The 19,198-nt window shown below is 61.3% G+C and carries 21 protein-coding genes and 1 pseudogene; 3 read left to right on the forward strand and 19 right to left on the reverse strand.

Annotated elements, in window-relative coordinates:
- Positions 1-136: 136 nt before the first annotated feature.
- The 11 genes and pseudogenes from HX817_RS31530 to ubiE all read right to left on the reverse strand — a co-directional run bounded on the left by HX817_RS31530 (position 137) and on the right by ubiE (position 8,248).
- Positions 137-1,009: a methyl-accepting chemotaxis protein gene (locus HX817_RS31530; RefSeq protein WP_371103578.1), complete on the reverse strand. Its 873-nt coding sequence runs from the start codon at positions 1,007-1,009 to the stop codon at positions 137-139.
- Positions 995-2,053 (reverse strand): annotated as a pseudogene (locus tag HX817_RS31535) (methyl-accepting chemotaxis protein); the annotation flags it as partial. The pseudogene HX817_RS31535 and the gene HX817_RS31530, both read right to left, overlap by 15 nt.
- Positions 2,054-2,231: 178 nt before the next feature.
- Positions 2,232-2,939 carry a 16S rRNA (uracil(1498)-N(3))-methyltransferase gene (locus HX817_RS01340; RefSeq protein ID WP_003209293.1) on the reverse strand — a complete coding sequence of 236 codons (708 nt, stop codon included), beginning with the start codon at positions 2,937-2,939 and terminating at the stop codon, positions 2,232-2,234.
- A complete protein-coding gene (tatC, locus tag HX817_RS01345) occupies positions 2,936-3,727 on the reverse strand; it encodes a twin-arginine translocase subunit TatC (RefSeq protein ID WP_003209295.1) in 792 nt (263 codons plus the stop codon). Before tatC ends, HX817_RS01340 begins: the two co-directional genes overlap by 4 nt.
- The gene (gene tatB, locus HX817_RS01350; protein WP_003209296.1) at positions 3,724-4,170 is read right to left on the reverse strand and encodes a Sec-independent protein translocase protein TatB; all 447 of its coding nucleotides are present in this window, start codon (positions 4,168-4,170) and stop codon (positions 3,724-3,726) included. The genes tatC and tatB overlap by 4 nt, the downstream gene beginning before the upstream one ends.
- Positions 4,171-4,180: 10 nt before the next feature.
- Entirely contained in the window at positions 4,181-4,459 is a 279-nt protein-coding gene (locus HX817_RS01355; RefSeq protein ID WP_003209298.1) for a twin-arginine translocase TatA/TatE family subunit, read from the reverse strand.
- Positions 4,460-4,484: 25 nt separating this feature from the next.
- A complete protein-coding gene (locus HX817_RS01360; RefSeq protein WP_003209299.1) occupies positions 4,485-4,817 on the reverse strand; it encodes a phosphoribosyl-ATP diphosphatase in 333 nt (110 codons plus the stop codon).
- A 2-nt stretch (positions 4,818-4,819) separates the two neighbouring features.
- A complete protein-coding gene (gene hisI, locus HX817_RS01365; RefSeq protein WP_003209300.1) occupies positions 4,820-5,212 on the reverse strand; it encodes a phosphoribosyl-AMP cyclohydrolase in 393 nt (130 codons plus the stop codon).
- Between the two features lie 41 nt (positions 5,213-5,253).
- Entirely contained in the window at positions 5,254-6,858 is a 1,605-nt protein-coding gene (gene ubiB, locus HX817_RS01370; RefSeq protein ID WP_003209302.1) for a ubiquinone biosynthesis regulatory protein kinase UbiB, read from the reverse strand.
- Positions 6,855-7,478: an SCP2 domain-containing protein gene (locus HX817_RS01375; RefSeq protein ID WP_003209304.1), complete on the reverse strand. Its 624-nt coding sequence runs from the start codon at positions 7,476-7,478 to the stop codon at positions 6,855-6,857. The genes ubiB and HX817_RS01375 overlap by 4 nt, the downstream gene beginning before the upstream one ends.
- On the reverse strand, positions 7,478-8,248 hold the full coding sequence (gene ubiE / locus HX817_RS01380) for a bifunctional demethylmenaquinone methyltransferase/2-methoxy-6-polyprenyl-1,4-benzoquinol methylase UbiE (protein WP_177039673.1): 771 nt from the start codon (positions 8,246-8,248) through the stop codon (positions 7,478-7,480). The genes HX817_RS01375 and ubiE overlap by 1 nt, the downstream gene beginning before the upstream one ends.
- A gap of 143 nt (positions 8,249-8,391) precedes the next feature.
- Between ubiE and HX817_RS01385 the strand changes: the two genes are divergently transcribed.
- The 3 genes from HX817_RS01385 to HX817_RS01395 all read left to right on the forward strand — a co-directional run bounded on the left by HX817_RS01385 (position 8,392) and on the right by HX817_RS01395 (position 10,260).
- The gene (locus HX817_RS01385) at positions 8,392-8,667 is read left to right on the forward strand and encodes a polyhydroxyalkanoic acid system family protein (protein WP_008439272.1); all 276 of its coding nucleotides are present in this window, start codon (positions 8,392-8,394) and stop codon (positions 8,665-8,667) included.
- Between the two features lie 105 nt (positions 8,668-8,772).
- Entirely contained in the window at positions 8,773-9,195 is a 423-nt protein-coding gene (locus tag HX817_RS01390) for a phasin family protein (protein ID WP_003209309.1), read from the forward strand.
- Between the two features lie 12 nt (positions 9,196-9,207).
- Entirely contained in the window at positions 9,208-10,260 is a 1,053-nt protein-coding gene (locus tag HX817_RS01395; protein WP_177039674.1) for a phasin family protein, read from the forward strand.
- A gap of 171 nt (positions 10,261-10,431) precedes the next feature.
- Here HX817_RS01395 and HX817_RS01400 read toward each other — a convergent pair whose 3' ends face one another.
- The 8 genes from HX817_RS01400 to HX817_RS01435 all read right to left on the reverse strand — a co-directional run bounded on the left by HX817_RS01400 (position 10,432) and on the right by HX817_RS01435 (position 19,198).
- Positions 10,432-11,052 (reverse strand): TetR/AcrR family transcriptional regulator, encoded by a 621-nt coding sequence (locus HX817_RS01400; RefSeq protein ID WP_003209312.1) that lies wholly within the window; start codon positions 11,050-11,052, stop codon positions 10,432-10,434.
- 27 nt (positions 11,053-11,079) lie between these two features.
- The gene (gene phaC / locus HX817_RS01405; protein ID WP_003209314.1) at positions 11,080-12,762 is read right to left on the reverse strand and encodes a class II poly(R)-hydroxyalkanoic acid synthase; all 1,683 of its coding nucleotides are present in this window, start codon (positions 12,760-12,762) and stop codon (positions 11,080-11,082) included.
- 101 nt (positions 12,763-12,863) lie between these two features.
- Positions 12,864-13,709: a poly(3-hydroxyalkanoate) depolymerase gene (gene phaZ / locus HX817_RS01410; RefSeq protein WP_177039675.1), complete on the reverse strand. Its 846-nt coding sequence runs from the start codon at positions 13,707-13,709 to the stop codon at positions 12,864-12,866.
- 152 nt (positions 13,710-13,861) lie between these two features.
- Entirely contained in the window at positions 13,862-15,541 is a 1,680-nt protein-coding gene (gene phaC, locus HX817_RS01415) for a class II poly(R)-hydroxyalkanoic acid synthase (protein WP_003209318.1), read from the reverse strand.
- 249 nt (positions 15,542-15,790) lie between these two features.
- Complete coding sequence (locus HX817_RS01420; protein WP_003209319.1) at positions 15,791-16,168, reverse strand: gamma-butyrobetaine hydroxylase-like domain-containing protein; 378 nt, start codon at positions 16,166-16,168, stop codon at positions 15,791-15,793.
- A 162-nt stretch (positions 16,169-16,330) separates the two neighbouring features.
- Positions 16,331-17,668: an ATP-dependent protease ATPase subunit HslU gene (hslU, locus tag HX817_RS01425; protein WP_003209321.1), complete on the reverse strand. Its 1,338-nt coding sequence runs from the start codon at positions 17,666-17,668 to the stop codon at positions 16,331-16,333.
- Positions 17,669-17,706: 38 nt separating this feature from the next.
- Positions 17,707-18,237, reverse strand: a complete 531-nt coding sequence (gene hslV, locus HX817_RS01430) for an ATP-dependent protease subunit HslV (protein WP_003209323.1) — start codon at positions 18,235-18,237, stop codon at positions 17,707-17,709.
- A 256-nt stretch (positions 18,238-18,493) separates the two neighbouring features.
- Positions 18,494-19,198: an SPOR domain-containing protein gene (locus tag HX817_RS01435; protein WP_003209324.1), complete on the reverse strand. Its 705-nt coding sequence runs from the start codon at positions 19,196-19,198 to the stop codon at positions 18,494-18,496.

The raw sequence follows: 19,198 nt of genomic DNA on the forward strand, positions 1-19,198 counted from the left end.
CGTCCGGCCAACAATGGTCAGGGGAGTTGAAACGCTACTTTTATTCGGCGCCAGGTGTGTGATCCACGACCTGAAAAACGCGTAGGAAATTTCACATATTGTCGGAGCGGCGGCCCTGATGGCCGCCGCAAGCGGGTCAGACCTTGAAGCGACCTACCAGGCTTTGCAGGTAAACCCCCAGGCGCGCCAGCTCGGCACTGGAAGCCGCGGTTTCTTCGCTGGCCGCCGAGGTTTGTTCGGAAACGTCCCGCACGTTGAGCACGCTGCGGTTTATTTCTTCGGCCACGGCGCTTTGCTGCTCGGCGGCGGTGGCGATCTGCTGGTTCATCGCCTGGATCGCCGAGACGGTACGGGTGATGTTCTCCAGGGCATTGCCGGCCCGACGGGTCAGCTCGACGCTGCTGTCGGTCAGGCCGCGACTGTTATCCATGATGGTCGCCACCTGCTGGGTGCCGCTTTGCAGGCCGACGATCAACTCTTCGATTTCCTCGGTGGACTTCTGCGTCCGCTGGGCAAGGCTGCGCACTTCATCGGCAACCACCGCAAAACCGCGTCCGGCTTCACCGGCGCGCGCCGCTTCAATCGCTGCGTTAAGGGCCAGCAGGTTGGTTTGCTGGGCCACCGACTTGATGACGTCCAGCACACTGCCGATCTTGTCGCTCTCACGCTTGAGATGGCCCATGGCTTCTGTGGAGTTGCCCACCTCGCTGGCCAGGCGCTCGATCTGGGCGATGGCCTCGCCGACCACCTTGTCGCCTTCACGGGCCTGTTGGTCGGCGGCTACGGCGGCTTCCGAGGCTTCTTCAGCGTTACGGGCGACTTCCTGCACGGTAGCGGCCATTTCGTTCATGGCGGTGGCCACCTGGTCGGTCTCGACCTTCTGGCTGTTGACCCCGGCGCTGGTCTGCTCGGTAACGGCCGATAGCTGCTCGGCGGCACTGGCGATCTGGGTGACGCCGTCGCTGATACCGCCAATCAGCTCCCGCAGGCCCACGGTCATGCTTTGCATCGACCGTTGCAGCTGCCCCAGTTCATCCTGGCGCTGGGAGATCAGGTTGTGGCTCAGGTCGCCGGACGCCACGCGTTCGGCGACTTTGAGGGTCTGGTTCAATGGAATCACGATCTGCCGGGTAATGGCCCAGGCGGCGAGTACACCAAACGCCAGCGCGAGGGCGGTGGCCAGTAACAGCAGGTTCTTGGCGTGGGCGGTATCGGTATCACGCACCACGGTTTGCGAAGTGGTGAGTTTGTTACTGCGATCGAGCAGGATATCGCCTTGCTCGCCCATGATTTTCATCGCGGCGGTACTGGCCACCTGGGAGTCGCGGTACTGGCTCACGGCGGCGCGGTAGGCCTGCAGCGAGACGCTGGCCTCTTGCAGGTTGGCCCGGTATTGCTCGGGCAACTGATCGTTGAGGTCGGTGATTTTCTTCAGGGCGTTGTCGATGGCATCCAGCGCCGGCTGTTCGGCCTCGACCTTGCCGCTGTAGGTGTAGCCGCGCACCTGGAAGCGCGCTTGCTGGATCAGTTTGCTCAGGTCGACCACGCTGTTGAACAGGGTGACGCTGTCGCCTTGCAGCAGGGATTTTTCCACTTCGTTGATTTTTGCGACGGCGTTGTCGGCGGTATCGCCCAGTTTGCTGCGGGCGCCTTCACGCTTGAGGCCGGCCTGCACCATGGCGCCGAAGGCTTTTTTGTATTGGCCCAAGGCATCCTGTTGCTGCTCTACCACGAGCTTGTCGTCGGGTTGCTCGATCAGGTCTGCGGCGGTTTTCAGGCCACTGTCCAGCTGGGTGATCAGGTCGTTGACCGCGCTGGTGCCTTGTTCGCCACGGCGCATTTCGAAGTCCAGTCGCGCCAGGCGCAGGTCCTTGGTCAGCCCGTTGAGGCTGGAGATGTAGCCCAGCTTGTCGCCACGGCTGATCACGCCGCTGAGGCCGGTCCAGCCGGTGAAGGTGATCAATAGGGTCAGGACCAAGACCAGGCCGAAGCCTATGCTCAGCTTGCGGTTGACGCTGACATTCCCCAGTTTCTCGGCTAACCAACGATACATGCTGCGAACTCCCCTGGAACAAGGCTTGGACTTATTCAGAGCGTATCGGCAGATTCGGATGTTTCTGTAGGAGCGAGCTTGCTCGCGAAGGTCGTCAACGATAACGCGGGCATTCTGAGTGAGCGCGGTGTCCTTGAGTTTTTCGCGAGCAAGCTCGCTCTTACAGGAGAGGGCGGTGTTAGAAAAGGCGGGCGAGCAGCGCGGTGACGGCAGTTTCGACTCTCAGGATGCGCGCGCCGAGTTGCACCGGCTGCAATCCGGCCTTGGCCAGCAGGTCCACCTCGTAGGGAATCCAGCCGCCCTCCGGCCCGATCGCCAGGGTGACCGGCTCATCCAGCCCGCGAGGGCAGGGCGGATAGTCGCCAGGGTGACCAATCAGGCCGAGGGTGCCTTGCGCCATGGCGGGCAGGCGGTCTTCGACGAATGGCTTGAAGCGCTTTTCGATCACGATCTCGGGCAGCACCGTGTCCCGGGCCTGTTCCAGGCCGAGGATCAATTGCTCGCGAATCGCTTCCGGCTCCAGGAACGGCGTCTGCCAGAAGCTTTTTTCCACGCGATAGCTGTTCACCAGCACCACCCGCGGCACGCCCATGGACGCCACGGTTTGCAGCACCCGGCGGAGCATTTTCGGGCGGGGCAGGGCCAGCAGCAGGGTCAGGGGCAGTTTGGCCGGCGGCGGCTGGTCGAAGGTCACTTCCAGCTCGGCTTCACGGGCTTCCAGGCGCAGCAACTGCGCGTTGCCCATCAAACCGCCGATGCGTCCGACCCGCAGGCTGTCGCCTACGGCGGCACGGTGGACTTCCTGCATATGCACCAGGCGCCGATCACGCAGCACCACCCGGTCGGCCGCGATAAAGTCGGCCTCCTCAAGCAGCAGCAGGTTCACGGCTGGGTCGCTGGCGGCTGGTCGTCGTCGGCGGGTTGGTCATCGGGGTGATCGCCACGCTTGCTCACCAGGCTGCCAAACAGGATGCCAATCTCGAACAGCATCCACATGGGTACGGCCAGCAGGGTCTGGGAGAAGATGTCCGGCGGGGTCAGGATCATGCCGACCACGAAGCAGCCGATGATCACGTAGGGGCGGATCTTCTTCAGGTATTTGACGTCGACCACGCCGATCCATACCAGCAGCACCACGGCCACCGGGATTTCGAAGGCCACGCCGAAGGCGAAGAACAGCGTCATCACGAAGTCGAGGTAGCTGGTGATGTCGGTCATCATTTCCACGCCGGCCGGCGTAGCGGCGGCGAAGAACTTGAAGATCAGCGGGAACACCAGGAAGTAGGCAAAAGCCATCCCGGTATAGAACAGCAGGATGCTCGACACCAGCAGCGGCACGGCGATGCGTTTTTCATGCTTGTACAGGCCCGGCGCGATAAAGCCCCAGATCTGATGCAGGATCACCGGGATCGCCAGGAACAGCGAGACCATCATCGTCAGCTTCAACGGCGTGAGGAACGGCGATGACACGTCGGTGGCGATCATCGTCGCGCCGGCCGGCAGGTAATTGCGCAGCGGCGTGGAGACGAAGGTGTAGATCTGCTGGGTGAAGGCAAACAGCCCGGCAAAGATGATGAAGATCGCCGCGACACAGCGCAGCAGGCGGGTGCGCAACTCGGTGAGGTGCGAGACCAGTGGCATGTGCTGGTCGGTTTCCGGTTTATCAGCGCTCATGGGGCTCGCGGCGGCAATGTAGGGTCGTGGGGCGCGGGCGACACGGCAGGTGTCGGCGCGGGTTCGGTCGGGGTCACGGGCGCAGTGGGCGCAGGCTCGACGGCGTGCACGGGTTCAGCGACCGGTGCAGGCGCGGGTGCGGCGGGCGGAGCAATCGAATGCTCGGCCACAGGCTCGACCGGCTTGGGCGTTTCCTGCACCGGCGAGAGAATCTTCCGTGCCTCCTGCTCCAACGACAGAATGTGTTCGTTGTGCAGTTGCCGGCGAATCTCGTCGGCGCCGATTTCCCGTTCAACTTCCTGTTTGATGGCGTTGAAACTGCGTTTCAGGCGCCCGATCCACAGGCCGGCCGTGCGCGCGGCACCGGGCAGGCGTTCCGGCCCCAGTACCAGCAGGGCCACGAGGCCGACGAGCAGCAGTTCAGAGAAGCTGATACCAAACATTATTCAGTACTCACGAGTCTTTTTGGTTCTGCTCTTTGACGTGCTCGGCCTGCACGTCGAAGGTGCGACGTTCAGTGATCGGCTGAGTGGCCTGCGGGTGTACAGGCTGCGCCGGTGGCACCGGATTGACGGCCGGGTCGGCAGGCTTTTCGTCGTCGTTCATGGCCTTGCGAAAGCCCTTGATCGATTCACCGACGTCGGTGCCGAGGTTTTTCAGTTTCTTGGTGCCGAACACCAGCACAACGACCACAAGAATGACGATCCAGTGTTTCCAGTCAAAAATGCCCATGCTGCAATTCCTCTGTAAAAGTTGGTCAGGCGGACGGGCGCGAGGCCTTTTCGGCATGCCCGGACAAGCCGAAGCGACGGTCCAGTTCATCAAGCACTGCCTGTGGATGCTGCCCCAGTTGGGCGAGCATGACCAGACTGTGGAACCACAAGTCGGCAGTTTCGTAGATCACGTCGCTGCAGTCGCCGCTGATTTGCGCGTCCTTGGCCGCAATAATCGTCTCGACGGATTCTTCGCCGAGTTTTTCCAGGATCTTGTTCAGACCCTTGTGGTACAGGCTGGCGACGTAGGAGCTGTCGGCGTCCGCGCCTTTGCGGTCTTCCAGCACCTGGGCCACACGGTTGAGGGTATCGCTCATGTTCAGTGTCCTGCCGAATAGATAGCGTGCGGGTCTTTGAGCACGGGCTCGACGGTCTTCCACTCGCCGTTCTGGAACACGCGGTAGAAGCAGCTGTGACGGCCGGTGTGACAGGCGATATCGCCGATCTGCTCGACCTTGAGGATCACCACATCGGCATCGCAGTCGATGCGCATCTCATGCAGGGTTTGCACGTGCCCGGACTCTTCGCCCTTGCGCCACAGTTTGCCACGGGAACGTGACCAGTAGATGGCGCGGTTCTCGGCGGCGGTCAGGCTCAGGGCCTCGCGGTTCATCCAGGCCATCATCAGCACGCGCCCGGTCTTGTAGTCCTGGGCAATGGCCGGCACCAGGCCGTCACTGTCCCACTTGATCTCGTCCAGCCAGTCTTTCATTTTCGGCTCCGGCAATTTGCGACAGTGTATAACCGGATTGGCTATCGACGCACGATCAGATACACGCCCACCGCGACCATGATGCCGGCCGGCCAGTGGCCCAGTTCATTCAGCGGCCCGCCGGCGGCCAGTATCGTACCGCCCACCAGGTGCGCGGCGCCCAGCAGGCGCAGGAACCAGTCGTCCTTGCGCTTGTGCCACGGCGGTGCGGGGTCCTTGGCGTGGGGCTGGGACATGCGCTCCAGCAGGTCGCGGGTCATGTTGGCCAGGTGCGGCAGTTGCTCGACCTGGCTTTGCAGGTTGCCCAGCAGGGTTTTCGGGCTGATACGGTCCCGCATCCAGCGCTCGAGGAACGGCTGGGCGGTGTTCCACAGGTCGAGGTCCGGGTACAGCTGGCGGCCCAGGCCTTCGATGTTCAGCAGGGTCTTTTGCAACAGTACCAACTGCGGCTGCACTTCCATATTGAAGCGCCGCGCCGTCTGGAACAGACGCATCAGCACCTGACCGAAGGAAATATCCTTTAACGGTTTTTCAAAGATCGGCTCGCACACAGTGCGGATCGCCGCTTCGAATTCGTTGAGCTTGGTTTCGGCCGGCACCCAGCCCGAATCGATGTGCAACTGCGCCACGCGGCGGTAATCACGCTTGAAGAAAGCGAACAGGTTGCGCGCCAGGTAATCCTGGTCTTCCGGGGTCAGGCTGCCGACGATGCCGCAGTCGATCGCAATGTACTGCGGGCTCCACGGGTTCACGGTGCTGACGAAGATGTTGCCGGGGTGCATGTCGGCATGGAAGAAGCTGTCGCGGAATACCTGGGTGAAGAAAATTTCCACGCCGCGCTCGGCAAGCATCTTCATGTCGGTGCGCTGGTCGGCCAGGGTCGCGAGGTCGGTGACCTGCACGCCGTAGATGCGCTCCATCACCAGCACTTTCGGGCGGCACCAGTCCCAATAGACTTGCGGCACGTACAGCAGCTGCGAGCCTTCGAAGTTGCGCTTGAGCTGGCTGGCGTTGGCCGCTTCGCGCAGCAGGTCGAGTTCGTCGTAGATGGTTTTTTCGTAGTCCAGCACCACGTCCACCGGGTGCAGCAGGCGCGCATCGGCAGAGAAGCGCTCGGCGGCGCGGGCGAGGATGAACAGCCACGCCAGGTCCTGGCCGATGATCGGCTTGAGGCCCGGGCGGATCACCTTCACCACCACTTCTTCGCCGCTTTTCAGTTGCGCGGCATGCACCTGGGCCACCGAGGCCGAGGCCAGCGGCGCGATGTCGAAGCGGCTGAAGACTTCGCTGATCTTCTTGCCCAGCTGTTCTTCAATCAGCGTGACTGCCAGTTGCGAGTCGAACGGTGGCACGCGGTCCTGCAACAGCATCAGCTCGTCGGCGATATCTTCGGGCAACAGGTCGCGGCGGGTGGAGAGGATCTGCCCGAACTTGATGAAGATCGGCCCCAGGTCCTGCAACGCCAGGCGCAGGCGCGCGCCACGGCTCAGCTCGAGGGTCTTGCGCGGGAACCAGCGCCACGGCAGCACATAGCGCACCGCCAGCAGAAACCACGGCAGCGGCAGGGCGAACAGCAGGTCATCGAGGCGGTAGCGGATTACGACGCGCTGGATACGAAACAAACGGCGGACGGCGAGCAGCTTCATGCGTTATCGCTTGAATCAAGGGAGCGGCTCAGGCGCTCGAAGCGCGCCTCAAGTCGTTCCAGGTCGAGTTTGGCCTGGTCGAGTTCGCGAAAGCGCGCTTCCGCTTCCCGTTGTCCGACCAGGGTGCGCGATTCTTCGCTCAGGTATTCGGCGAGGTTCTGGTTCAGGCTGGCGAAACCCTGCTGGTACCAGCGCGTGCGGCTGCGCAGATGACCGCTGATCAGTTGGGTGGCCACCGGGCCGAGCCAACGTGACAGCTCGTATTCCCAGTCCAGTTCCAGGTCTTGCAGCACGGCGGCCAGGTCCATCAGCACCGCGCTGTCGCCTTCAAGTTCCACGTCCGGGCCGTGGAGGATCGCCGTCTTGTCCCGGCTCAGGGCCAGGCGCAGCAGGCTTGAGCCGGAAGCACGCAGGGTGCAGTCGGCGTCGGCGGCCCAGTGGGACGCCAGCAACAGGCCTTCATCGCTGGGCAGGATAAACAGCTGCAAGGCGGGGCTGGTGCAGTCGACGGCGATGATCCTGCCGTTCAGGTGCGCCAGCCGTGCCAGGGCGGTGCTGTCCAGGCGCAGTACACGGTTGAGGCCGTGTTCGACGCTGGCGAGAAGGCCTGCGAACAGCATCAGGGCTTGATGCCGCGGTGCAGGGCGACGATGCCCGAGGTCATGTTGTGGTAGGTCACGCGGTCGAAACCGGCCTCTACCATCATCGACTTCAGGGTTTCCTGGTTCGGGTGCATGCGGATCGATTCGGCCAGGTAGCGGTAGCTTTCGGCGTCATTGGTGATCAGCTTGCCCATCAACGGCATGAAGGCGAACGAGTAGGTGTCGTAGACCTTGGACATCAGTGCGTTGGTCGGCTTGGAGAACTCCAGCACCAGCAGGCGACCGCCGGGCTTGAGTACGCGCAGCATCGAGCGCAGTGCGTCTTCCTTGTGGGTCACGTTACGCAGGCCGAAGGCGATGGTCACGCAGTCGAAGTGGTTGTCCGGGAACGGCAGCTTTTCAGCGTCGGCCTGGACGAACTCGATATTGCCCGCCACACCTTTGTCCAGCAGGCGATCACGACCGACCTTGAGCATCGAGCCGTTGATGTCGGCCAGTACCACCTGCCCGGCGGGGCCCACCAGCTTGGAGAACTTGGCGGCCAGGTCGCCCGTGCCGCCTGCGATATCCAGCACACGGTTGCCGGTGCGTACACCCGACAACTCAATGGTGAAGCGCTTCCACAGACGGTGCATGCCGCCGGAGAGCACGTCGTTCATCAAGTCGTACTTGGCGGCTACCGAGTGAAACACCTCGGCGACTTTTTCCGCTTTCTGGCTTTCCGGGACGTTCTTGAAGCCGAAGTGAGTGGTGGGTTCGGCATCGCTGCCTTTGCGCTGATCAGTCATATCGCTGTCACCAAAAGAGAATGGGGGCATTCTAATCCCCAAGGCATGCTTTGTCTTGGCAAGGCTGAAGGTAAGATAGGTGGTCACCGAGACCTTTTGCCGCATGGCGGGTCGACAAGTCTCTATAACGAGGAGTCATTCAAATGGCCCGTATACAGGTTGAACGTGCCCACACACTGGGCAAAGACGCTGCGCGAGAAAAAGCCGACAAGTTGGCGAGCAAACTCAAGGAGCAATATGGCCTGGAGTCTTCCTGGGCCGGCGACACACTGAACCTCAAACGTTCGGGCGTTAAAGGCACCGTGAAAGTGGCGGAAGATTCCCTGCGGATTGAAGTCGAACTGGGCCTGTTGATGTCGGCCATGAGTGGCACCATCAAGTCCGAAATCGAGAAGGCACTGGATAAAGCCCTGGCCTGATTTGCGACCTTCTTAGGGTGCCGATTCTAATTTTTCTGCCTACTTTGTGCCCAAGCCCCCAACTTCTGTGGGCAGTTCCTCCCCCCTTTATGCGTGAGGTGCACCATGGCCAAAGTTATTTTGAAGAAAAAAATTGCTACCGGAACTAACGCCCTGACTGACGTTAAATCCTATGCCCGCAAGATCTGGCTGGCCGGTTTGGGGGCTTACGCCAAGGTCGGAAGCGAGGGCGCCGAGTACTTCAAAGAGCTGGTTAAGACTGGTCAACATGTTGAAAGTAAAGGCAAAAAAGTTGTGATTGAACAACTTGATGCAGCCAACAGTCAGATTGATCAAGTCAAGAGCGAAGTCTTCGGCATCAAAGGTCGAGTCGAAGTGCAACTGGATAAAGTTGAAAGCGCTTTTGATAGTCGTGTTGGAAGTGCCTTGAATCGGATCGGCATTCCGTCTAAACATGACGTGGAGACACTCTCTGCTAAGCTCGATGAGCTGACGGCATTGCTCGAACGTGTCGCGCGTAAACACTAAGGAGACAACGGGATGGCTGGTAAAAAGACTACTGATAAAGAAGGCAGCTCGTGGATCGGGGAAGTTGAAAAATACTCCCGCAAGATCTGGCTGGCCGGTTTAGGCGTGTACTCGAAGGTGAGCAGTGACGGCGGTAAATACTTCGAGACTTTGGTTAAAGACGGCGAAAAGGCCGAGAAGTTGACCAAGAGCACAGTGGGTAAACAAGTCGATGCGGCAAAGGCTTCCGCCGGTTCTGCCAAATCACGTATCAGCGACAAGTGGGGCGAACTGGAAGGGGCTTTTGACAAGCGCCTGAACAGTGCCATTTCGCGACTGGGCGTACCTAGCCGTACTGAAGTGAAAGCGCTGCACAGCAAGGTCGATACCTTGACCAGGCAAATCGAAAAACTCACCGGCCTCAAAGCTGCGCCAGTTGCGGCTAAAACTGCAGCGGCTAAACCGGCTGCCAAGCCTGCGGCGAAAACTGCAGCGGCCAAGCCTGCTGCTAAAACCGCCGCTAAACCGCTGGTCAAGGCCGCCGCCAAACCGGCAGCCAAGCCAGCCGCCAAGGCGCCGGCCAAAGCTGCTGCAAAACCGGCTGCCAAGCCTGCGGCGAAAACCGCAGCGGCTAAACCGGCCGCCAAGCCTGCCGCTAAACCAGTGGCCGCTAAAGCAGCTGCAAAACCTGCGGCGAAACCTGCAGCCAAGCCGGCAGCAAAAGCAGCAGCCAAGCCAGCGGCGAAAACCGCTGCCGCCAAACCTGCTGCTGCCAAGCCAGCCGCTGCGAAACCTGCAGCCAAGCCGGTTGCTGCCAAGCCAGCCGCTGCGAAACCTGCAGCCAAGCCGGTTGCTGCCAAACCCGCCGCCAAGCCTGCGGCTGCAAAACCTGCAGCGGCCAAGCCAGCTGCAAAACCGGCTGCGGCGAAGAAGCCTGCCGTAGCCAAAAAGCCAGCAGCGCCGAAGCCAGCGGTAGCGGCCAAGCCTGCAACTGCAGCGCCGGCGACCAACTCGGTCACGCCACCGACGCCTGCTGCTACCCCGACTGCAACGCCGGCAACCCCGACGCCTACCAGTCAGTCCTGATTTTTACGGGACACATAAAAACGCCCGGCCTGCGAAGGTCGGGCGTTTTTTATGGAATCTACAGAACAACACAAATCCAATGTGGGAGCGGGCTTGCTCGCGAAAGCGGTGGATCAGTCACACATGTGCTGACTGACACTCCGCTTTCGCGAGCAAGCCCGCTCCCACATTTTAGTCCGCGTCGTCCAGGTAGCGCAGCGCCAACCTCTCTGTCGCCAGCCTCGCCGGCATCAGCAGATGCGGGGCCACCAGCATCATGATCTGGTACACCACCACCCGCACCTCACCTTCTCGGTCGAGAATCCGCTGGTAGTCCAGGGAAAACAGCAAGGTCATGGTGATCTGTTCCACCAACTGCCCCAGCGCCTGGGTTTCACTGACCAGTTGCCCATCCGTCTTGAGGCGGGCCAGCAACGAGGCCAGCGTGCGCTTGAGCGCCGTCAGCAGGTTGCGAATGCCCTTGGCCAGTTTCGGCAGGCGGCCCGCCAGGTTCGACAGGTCCTGGAACAGAAACCGATAGTGCGCCATGCGCTCCACGATCAGGTGCAGGAACAGCCAGTAATCCTCGGCCGCCAGTTGTGCGTCTTCCGGCGGATCGAGCAACGGCGCCAATTCGTTTTGAAAGCGCTCGAACAGCCCGAGCACCAACGGTTCCTTGCCATGGAAGTGGTAATAGAGATTGCCGGGGCTGATCCCCATTTCATTGGCCACCTCCATGGTCGACACGTTCGGCTCGCCCTTGTGGTTGAACAACTGCAAGGCACATTCAAGGATACGGTCGCGGGTCTTCATCCAGTCTTCTTAAAGTCGTCGTGGGGCTCAGCGGACTCGCACATAGGTGCCCGGCGCCGCTTCCATCGGTGGGTAATTCTGGTTGCCCAGGGCGGTCAGGGTTTCGCGCTGCACACCGGAGCGCTGCTGGATCCACGCCAGCCAGTTGGGCCACCAGCTGCCCTCGACATGATTGGCGTCGTAGTACCAGGCGCGCGGGTCGCTGCTCAGCTTGAGGTTCTCGACGTAGTTGGCCTTGGGGTTGCCCGGCGGGTTGAGGATGCTCTGGACATGCCCGCTGTTGGACAGAATGAAGCGCTTGTCGCCGCCCAGCAGCTGGGTGGAGCGGTACACCGCGTCCCACGGCGTGATGTGGTCGTTGATGCCGCCCACGCTGAAGCTGTCCACCGTCACCTTCTGCAAGTCGACAGGCGTGCCGCACACCTCCAGGCCGCCGGGATGGCTCAGCGGGTTGTGCTTGAAGAAGTCCAGCAAGTCGCCATGCAGCGCGGCGGGCAGGCGGGTGTTGTCGTTGTTCCAGTACAGGATGTCGAAGGCCGGCGGTTCCTTGCCCAGCAGGTAATTGTTGATCCAGTAGTTCCAGATCAGGTCGTTGGGACGCATCCAGGCGAATACCTTGGCCATGTCCCGGCCGTCGAGTACGCCTTGTTGGTAGGAGCGGCGCTTGGCGGCTTCCAGCGTCTGTTCGTCGGCGAACAGGGTGGCGGGGCTGTCGATCTGGCTGTCCAGCAGGCTCACCAGGTAGCTGGCGCTGGAGATGCGGCGCAGTTGGCGCTTGGCCTGCAGATGGCCTTGCAGCGCGGCGATGGTCAGGCCACCGGCGCAGGCGCCCATCAGGTTGACCTCGCGGGCGCCGGTGATTGCGCGGGTTACGTTCAGCGCTTCTTCCAAAGCCGCGACGTAGGTGGACAAGCCCCATTCCCGGTGGCGTACATCCGGGTTGCGCCAGCTGACCATAAACACTTGCAGGCCATTTTTCAGAGCGAACTGGACGAAGCTGTTGTTCGGGCTCAGGTCGAAAATGTAGTACTTGTTGATTTGCGGCGGCACCACCAGCAGCGGCTTGGCGTACTGTTTTTCGCTCATGGGCTTGTACTGGATCAGCTCCAGCAGTTCATTGCGAAACACCACCGAACCGGGTGTGGTGGCCACCGTCTTGCCGACTTCAAAGGCCTGCTTGGTGACCTGGCGCGGCAAGCCGTTGTTGTGCAGCAGGTCGTCGAACAGGTTGCTGACGCCACGCACCACGCTGTTGCCGCCGGAGTTGAGCAGCTCCTTGATCGCCAGCGGGTTGAGCAGGGTGTTGGATGGCGACACCGCATCGTTGAGCAGGGCAAAGGCAAAGTGCGCCCGCGCCCGGTCGTCGGCGCTGAGGTTGCTGTCGTCGATCCAGTGGCGGGTCTGTTTTTGCCAGCTCAGGTAGGCTTGCAGGCTGCGCCGATAAAACGGGTTGAGCTGCCAGGTCGGGTCGGCGAAGCGGCTGTCCTTCGGGTTCGGCTCGTGCACCGTTTCCCCGAGCAGCACGCGGCCCAATTGCCCGCCCAGCTTCAGGGCGTGGCGGGCGGTGTGCACCGGATTGCGCAGGCCGTGTGCGGCGACGCTGCGCAGGGTCGAGAGCAAATCCCGGCCGCGCAGGCCGGTGATCGCACTTTCAATATTGATGAACGCGGCGGGTGTGGGCACCGGGTTCGATACGGGTCTTTCTCGCATGCGCCAACACTCCTTCGTCAAGCCATCAACAAGCACGCCAATTCAGAACCATAGTCGGTTCTGGCCAAGTTGCGCGGCGCGGTCGTCCTGACCGCTGCCGTCTAAAGTGCGGGTTGCGGGTGAATCACCGCCCTCAGGCGTTCCTCCTGGAGAAACTTCATGATGATCGGCGCCACGGCCTCGGCCCGGGTAATCAGGAACAGATGGCCGTCGTCGATGATGTGCAATTGGGCGTTGGGAATACGCCAGGCCAGCATGCGCATGTTGATCGGCGGGATCAGCGGGTCGTCGTCGCCGGCCAGCACCAGGGTCGGCTGCTTGATCTTGTGCAGCCAGTGGATGCTGGTCCAGCCAAGCCCGGCGAACAGTTGCCAGTAGTAACCCAGCTTGCCCGCCGAACGCACTTTGCTCGCGTGTTCGGCGGCCAGTTTCGAATCCCGACGGAAGGAGCCGCCGTAGATCATCGGTGCAATGCGCACCACGTGGGACGGTTGGATATAACGCCGGGGGCTGGCCATCAGCCACAAGACCTTCGGCTTGCCCGGCACCATGAAGGCACCGGCGGCGGTGGCGGCCAGAATCAGCTTCTTGCAGCGTTCCGGATAGTCATAGGCGAACTGCTGCGCCAGCGCGCCGCCCCAGGAAACGCCCACCGCGTTGACCTGGCCATAGTCCAGGTAGTCGAGCATGCGCGCGGTGAGTTTGGCCAGGCCGGGAAAGCGATAAGGCCGGCTGGGGGTCGACGAGCCGCCGACGCCTGGCACATCAAAGGCAATCACTTCCAGGTCCGGGTCCAGGGCCTGGACGAACGGAAACACCAGCTCAAGGTTGGCGCCGATGCCATTGAAAATCAGCAGCGGCGTCAAGTGAGGCTTGCCCGGGCGTACCGCCGTGCGGATGGCTTGGCCATCCAGGTCGATGGTACGGAAGATGAACGGTTGCGGCATGGGCTTACCCTGCAAAATGGCGCTATTTCCCTGCGGGAACACGGTCAATGTGGGAGCTGGCTTGCCTGCGATGCAGACGCTACGGTGTATCAGGCACACCGAGTTGATGCCATCGCAGGCAAGCCAGCTCCCACATTTGATCCCATTCCCGCCTACCTTTCGTGAACGTATGTGCCCGGCGCCGCTTCCGCCGCTGCATAAGTCTTGTTGCCCAGGTTCGCAGGCGCCTTCTTCAACTTGCCCGACCGCTCCGCCTGCCACGCCTGCCAATGCAACCACCACGAATCGGTGTGCTTGGTGGCGTTCTCCTGCCAGTCCAGGGCCTTGCCCGGCATCGTATCGCTGGTCTGGTAACGCGATTTTGGATTGCCCGGCGGGTTCAGAATGCTCTGGATATGCCCGCTGCTGGACAGCACAAACTCCACCTTGCCGCCAAACAGCTGCGCCGACTTGTAGCAGGACTGCCACGGTGTGATGTGGTCGTTGGTGCCGGCCAAAGAATAAATATCGGCAGTGACCTGCTTCAGGTCGATCGGCGTGCCGCACACTTCCAGGGCATTGGCCCGCACCAAGGGATTGTTCTTGAACAGTTCGATCAGGTCGCCATGGAACGCGGCCGGCAAGCGGGTGGTGTCGTTGTTCCAGAACAGGATGTCGAACACCGGTGGCTCGTTGCCCAGCAGGTAGTTGTTGACCCAGTAGTTCCAGATCAGGTCATTGGGGCGCATCCAGGCAAACACCTTGGCCATGTCGCGGCCTTCCAGCACACCGGCCTGGTAGGAATGGCGCTTGGCCGCTTCCAGGGTCTGTTCGTCGACGAACAACGCCACCTGGGTGTCCAGGGTGGTGTCCAGCACGCTCACCAGCAGGGTCAGGGCGTTGACCTTCTTCTCGCCCAGCGCCGCGTAGTGGCCCAGCAGGGCGGTGCAGGTGATGCCGCCGGAGCAGGCGCCGAGCATGTTGATGTCCTTGCTGCCGGTGATCGCGCTCACCACATCGACCGCTTCTTTCAGCGCCTCGATGTAGGTCGACAGGCCCCACTCGCGCTGGGCCTTGGTCGGGTTGCGCCAACTGACGATAAACGTCTGCTGGTTATTGCGCAGGCAGAAGCGCGCCAGGCTCTTGTCCGGGCTCAGGTCGAATACATAGAACTTGTTGATCTGCGGCGGCACCACCAGCAGCGGGCGTTCGTGCACCTGCTCGGTGATCGGCCGGTACTGGATCAGTTCCAGCACATCGTTGCGAAACACCACGGCGCCTTCGGTGGTGCCCAGGCTCTTGCCCACTTCAAAGGCGCCCATGTTGACCTGGCTCGGCATGCCGCCGTTGTGCACCATGTCCTTGGCCAGGTGGGACAGGCCATCCAGCAGGCTCTTGCCGCCGGTTTCAAAGAAGCGTTTGACCGCCGCCGGGTTGGCTGCGCTGTTGGTGGGCGCCATGGCTTCGGTCATCAGGTTGATGACGAAGTGGCCGCGGCTGATGTCGTGTTCCGACAGGTTGCTGTCACCGATCCAGTCGTGCAGCTCCTTGCGCCACGCCAGGTAGGTTTGCAGGTAACGTTTGTAGAGCGGGTTCTGGGTCCACGCCGGGTCGTTGAAACGACGGTCGTCGGCCTCGGGTGTCAGCTGTGATTTGCCGAACACCACGTTCTTCAATTCGACGCCGAAATGGGCGACATGCTTGACGCTGTGCAACGGTTGTTTGATGGCCTGGGTCAGCACCATCCGAGCGGATGCCAGTAAATCCTTTTTCCGTAACGCGATGATCGGGTTCAGCCCCAGGGTGTTTTCCGAGGCCTGGCGTTTCAAGTCATCGTTGTTCTTGTTACTCATCTACGACGCTCCATTGTCCGACAGACGAGTACCGGGTACCGCTGTGTACCACTACTTGCCACACAGCACAGCCTGGTACTACTGCTCGGGTGACCGTTAATACCGCATCGTCAAATGCAGGGAACTTGCCAGTTCCATTGGTTACCCGAGTTTAATTTTTTTCGCAAGCGGGCCAATCGTTGGCCACGACAGAGGGGCATTCAAGCAGATGGAATTAGAAAATGCCCACTAATGAGCAAGAGGCCTGGGCTAGAGCATCAGCCGCACGACCGATTGGCTCGGGTCGCGGGTTTTTCCGGCGGCTTTCAGCTCGGCAAGATAGTCAGCCCACAGCGCGTCCTGACGCACGGCAAGTTGATAGAGGTAGTCCCAGGTGAACAATCCGCTGTCATGGCCATCGTCGAAGGTCAATTTCAGTGCGTATTGGCCGGCGGGTTCGATCTTGGTCAAGCCGACATTGAGCTTGCCGAATTGCAGGATCGGTTTGCCGTGGCCCTGGACCTCGGCGGAGGGGGAGTGCACGCGAAGGAATTCGGCGGGCAGTTGATACACCTCGTCGGGACCGTAGGTGAGGCCCAGGGTCCTGGAGGCTTTGTGCAGGTTGATGGCGGTAGGCAGTTTGGTCATATGGGGAACCGCTCAGAGATGATCCTGAAGGAACCGGCTTTAAACTGTGGGAGCGGGCTTGCTCGCGAATGCGGTGGGTCAGTTCATGCAATTGTGACTGACCCACCGCATTCGCGAGCAAGCCCGCTCCCACATTAAAGCAGAGCGGTTCCTGCGTGAGGCTTACAGGATATAACGAGACAGATCTTCGTTCTGCGCCAATTCGCCCAGGTGGCTGTTGACGTAGTCGGCGTCGATCTTGATTGCCACGCCATTCTGCGCGCCCGCCATGTCGCCGGCACTGAAGGACACTTCCTCCAGCAGGCGCTCAAGCAGGGTGTGCAAGCGACGGGCACCGATGTTCTCGGTCTTCTCGTTGACCTGCCAGGCAATCTCCGCCAGACGCTTGATACCGTCCGGCAGGAACTCAATCCCCAGGCCTTCGGTTTTCAGCAGCTCGCGGTATTGCTCGGTCAGCGACGCATGCGGCTCGCTGAGGATGCGTTCGAAATCGCCCGGCGTCAGCGCTTTCAGTTCAACGCGAATCGGCAGGCGGCCTTGCAGCTCCGGCACCAGGTCGCTTGGCTTGCTCAGGTGGAAGGCACCGGACGCGATAAACAGGATGTGGTCGGTCTTGACCATGCCCAGCTTGGTGTTGACGGTGCAACCTTCGATCAGCGGAAGCAGGTCGCGCTGCACGCCTTCGCGGGACACGTCGACGCCGCCGGAATTGCCGCGCTTGGCCACCTTGTCGATCTCGTCGATGAACACGATGCCGTGCTGCTCGACCGCTTCCAGGGCCTTGGCCTTGAGTTCTTCCTCATTGACCAGGCGCCCGGCTTCTTCGTCGCGCACCAGTTTCAGCGCTTCCTTCACCTTGAGCTTGCGGCTTTTCTTCTTGCCTTTGCCCATGTTGGCGAACAGGTTCTGCAACTGGCTGGTCATTTCTTCCATGCCAGGCGGTGCGGAGATGTCGACGCCGGACACTTCGGCGACTTCGATCTCGATTTCCTTGTCGTCCAGCTGACCTTCACGCAGGCGCTTGCGGAACAGCTGGCGGGTATTGGAATCCGAGCTTGGCGCGGCGTCTTCGTTGAAGCCCATGCGTGCCGGTGGCAGCAAGGCGTCGAGGATGCGTTCTTCAGCGGCGTCTTCGGCGCGATGGCTGACCTTGGTCATTTCCTGTTCGCGCAGCAGCTTCAGGGCAGCGTCGGCCAGGTCACGAATGATCGACTCGACGTCACGGCCCACATAGCCCACTTCGGTGAACTTGGTGGCTTCGACCTTGATGAACGGCGCATTGGCCAGCTTGGCCAGGCGCCGGGCGATCTCGGTTTTACCGACACCGGTCGGGCCGATCATCAGGATGTTCTTGGGGGTTACTTCAACGCGCAATTCTTCGGGCAGTTGCATCCGGCGCCAGCGGTTACGCAGGGCGATGGCAACGGCGCGCTTGGCATCGTCCTGGCCGATGATATGGCGATTGAGTTCATGGACGATTTCGCGGGGAGTCATGGACATAGTAATTGGCGGTCCTCAAGCGGGAATAAGCCTGCGGCTTATTCGGCGAGGTCCTGCTCCTCAATGGTCAGGTTGTGGTTGGTGAAGACACAGATGTCGCCAGCGATACCCAGGGCAGTCTCGACGATTTCCCGGGCCGACAGGTCGGTTTTCTTCAGCAGGGCGCTGGCCGCCGCTTGTGCGTAGCCGCCGCCGGAGCCCATGGCGATCAGGCCTTCTTCGGGTTCAACCACGTCGCCGTTGCCGGTGATGATCAGCGAGGCGTCTTTGTTGGCGACGGCCAACATGGCTTCCAGGCGGCTGAGGGAGCGGTCGGTGCGCCATTCTTTGGCGAGTTCGACGGCGGCACGGACCAGATGGCCCTGGTGCTTCTCAAGTTGGCCTTCAAAGCGCTCGAACAGGGTAAAGGCGTCAGCGGTGGCGCCGGCAAAACCGGCGAGGACCTGGCCGTGGTACAGGCGACGGACTTTTTTCGCGTTGCCTTTCATCACGGTATTGCCAAGTGAAACCTGGCCGTCGCCGCCCATGACGACTTTGCCGTGGCGGCGAACTGAAACGATGGTGGTCAAGGGGAGAGTCTCCACGCTGCGGGGCGAAAATGCCCTGATGGAACTCATATGGGGGTGGCGGGGGGGATTTCAACTGTAGGACGGGAGGGCGGACGAGTGGTGTTTATGTGTCGGACTCGGTCCTGAGGCCGATGAAAATCAAATGTGGGAGCGGGCTTGCTCGCGAATGCGGTGTGTCAGTCACCTAAAATATTGACTGATCTACCGCATTCGCGAGCAAGCCCGCTCCCACATTAACCCGATGCTGTTTCCGGAATCAGCGGCTCTGGCGTTGTTGTAACAACAGGTTGCTAAACCCGGCGCCGGCCAGTTGTTTCTGGGCCACGGTCAGCTGTTCACGGTTGCTGAACGGCCCTACCAGCACGCGATACCAGGTCGCATCCTTAACCGTCCCGGACTCCACCGTCACCGCCTGCCCCAACAGAATAATCTGCGCGCGCACACGGTCCGCATCCGCCTGTTTCGGGAACGAGCCCGCCTGCAGGAAGAACTTGGTCACCGGCGCGGCCTTGGTGGTGGCAACCGGCGGCGGTGGCGGCGGGGTAATCCCGGCCAACGCAGCCTGGGCCCGGGCCGTGTCGATCTTCGCTGCTTCCGCCGGGGTAACCGGCGTAGTCGGCACCGGCTGCGGCGTCGGCAGGGTTTTCTCCGGCACGGCGTCCGGCGGCACGATCACTTCCGATTCCGGCAGCAGCGTGTAGAAGTCGTACTTCGGCTTCACCGGCGCAGTCGGGCTAGGCGGTGTCTTGTTCGCCTCGGCCATTTTCGTGGCCTTCTGCTGTTCTTGCTTGACCCGTTTGACGTCATCGCCCTTGCCCGGGTCGAGCTTCATCAGGAACACCACAAACGCGCCGACCGTCAGGCCGATGGCCATCCACAACCAGCCCGGAATAGGCTTCTTCGCCGGTGCCTGGTAGCGGCTGGCGCCGCGCTTGGGTGCAGGTTTTTTCTTGGCAGCCAA

Origin of the sequence: Pseudomonas sp. C6002 (genome assembly GCF_013385805.1) — a bacterium.
In the GTDB taxonomy this organism is placed as follows: Bacteria; Pseudomonadota; Gammaproteobacteria; order Pseudomonadales; family Pseudomonadaceae; genus Aquipseudomonas.